Source organism: Micromonospora sp. D75 (assembly GCF_018070405.1).
In the GTDB taxonomy this organism is placed as follows: Bacteria; Actinomycetota; Actinomycetes; order Mycobacteriales; family Micromonosporaceae; genus Micromonospora; species Micromonospora chalcea.
The window spans coordinates 1-2,025 of sequence record NZ_JAGPXV010000848.1; the positions used below are offsets into that span (position 1 = coordinate 1).

General features: G+C 74.3%; 1 protein-coding gene and 1 pseudogene. One reads left to right on the top strand and one right to left on the bottom strand.

The genetic code is table 11. The annotated features are described in order from the left end of the window. Window positions 1-319, bottom strand: a 319-nt coding sequence (locus KBX39_RS29850) for an ATP-binding cassette domain-containing protein (RefSeq protein WP_210873731.1), incomplete at its 3' end; no start/stop codon positions are given. A 352-nt stretch (window positions 320-671) separates the two neighbouring features. Between KBX39_RS29850 and KBX39_RS29855 the strand changes: the two are divergent. Further along, window positions 672-2,025, top strand: a pseudogene (locus KBX39_RS29855) (hypothetical protein); the annotation flags it as partial.

The following is a 2,025-nucleotide window of genomic DNA, read 5'->3' on the forward strand; positions in this document are numbered from 1 at the left end:
CCAGCAGGATCAGGTTCTCCGCACCGGTCAGGTCCTCGTCCAGCGAGGCGTACTGGCCGGTCAGGCTCACCCGGGAGCGGACCGCGTCGGCGTCGCGCACGACGTCGTGGCCGAAGACCCGGGCGGTGCCGCCGTCCGGGCGCAGCAGCGTCGCCAGCACCCGTACGGCTGTGGTCTTGCCGGCGCCGTTGGGGCCCAGCACCCCGTACACGGTGCCGGCGGGGACCCGCAGGTCCAGCCCGTCGAGCGCCCGCGTCGTACCGAAGGACCGGACCAGGCCCTCGGCCTCGACGGCCAGGCCGGTGTTCCGGTTACTCATGGATTGCTACCTCTCTCGTCGGTGTCTCGACAGGCGTACGGCGTGCCGCCGGACCGATCGCCTGTTTCAACGAGGCCGGGGAGCTGTGGTGTTGTGCCGGCCTCACCTCTTCGGCGCCAGACGGTCCGCCAGATCCGATCTGGCGGTCGCGGTTCCGGGCCGACGGCGGCCCGGTACGGGAGAAAGACGGGGTTATGACCGTTCCCGCAGCAGTCCGCCGGATGACCGGTCGCGGACAGTGCGCGATCGATCGTCCGCCATATGCTGCGCCGGCATCCGACGCACGGGGGCGTGTCCTGGTTGTGGTGACGCGGACGCCTCTTGAGCGCATTGAAACCGAGAGGGGTCCACCGTGTCCATCGTCCGAAAAGTGCTCGGCGCACTCGCCGTGGCGGCCCTGGCCGTCACCGCCGCACCCACCGCCGCCGGTGCGGCGGCGGATCCGGCGGGCGTGCTCCACCTGACCGTCACCAGCCCCGACGGCAGCCCGGCCGGCGGCAACGTCGCCGTGACCGCAGCCGACAGCAGCTACGACAAGGACCTGCTGCCGCTGGACGAGTCCGGGCAGCTCAGCGTGGAGGTGCCGGCCGGCGACTACAAGATCGCCGTCACCCCGGTGTACAGCGACGGCCAGGACGACGAGGTGCTCCGGCAGTGGGTGCCGGGCCGCACCAGCTGGGCGCAGGCCGGAACGGTCCGGGTGTCCGCGGGGGACACGACGGAGGTCTCCGAGCGCCTGGTCACGCCCAGCGGGTCGACCCTGCGGGCGCGCGACGCGGTCACCGGCGCCGCGGTCGACGGGGTGTGCGTGTTCCTCGACCCCCGGCGCAATCCGTGCGGCGACACCCGGGTGACCGTCCCGCCGCTGATCCCCGGCCCGCAGGAGGTGTGGGTCTACACCCGGGACGACACCCACCTGCCCCGCTACGCCACGGTGAACGTCCTGCCCGACGGCAGCGGCACCGCCGTGGTCGTCCTGACCCCGGCCGCGAACGTGGTCTCCCGGGTGGTCGACGCGGCGACCGGCGCACCAGTCGCCGGGGCCTGCGTGACGCCGGCGCCCGCCGGTACCGGCGAGCTGCCCGCCAACCCGGGACGGTACTGCTCCGACGCCTCCGGGAACGTCCGCGTCGGCCTGGTCGCGGCCGGCTCCTGGAACCTGTTCGCCCGCCCCGCCGGCGGATCGGCGTACGGCGCGCAGTGGGTCGGCGCGACCGGCGGCACCGGTGACGCGAAGCAGGCCCGGGTGGTCACCCTCCGGGCCGGGCAGACGGTCACCGTGCCCCCGATCCGGCTCGACCGCGCCGGCGTCGTCACCGGCACCGTGACCAGCACGGCCACCGGCAGGCCGGCGACCTCCGGCACCGTGACGCTCGCGCCCGAGCCGGGCGACTTCCCGGATTGGGGAGTGGAACTGGACGCGCAGGGCCGCTACCGGATCGACTGGCTCGGCCCGTACGGGTGGCCGCTGCTGTTCACCACCGCCGACAACGCCACCCAGTGGTCCGGCGGGTTCGCCCTGCGGGGCAAGGCCGTACCGGTCACGGTCCGGGTCGGCGCCACCACCGTCTACGACCTCGCCGTGCGGCGAGGCGTCCTGGTTACCGGCCGGCTCGTCGACCCGGAGGGCCGCCCGGTGGTCGCCGAGCTGACGGTGCGCAACGCGCGTACCCGTGTGGTCCTCGGCCGGTCGGCCGACCGCGACG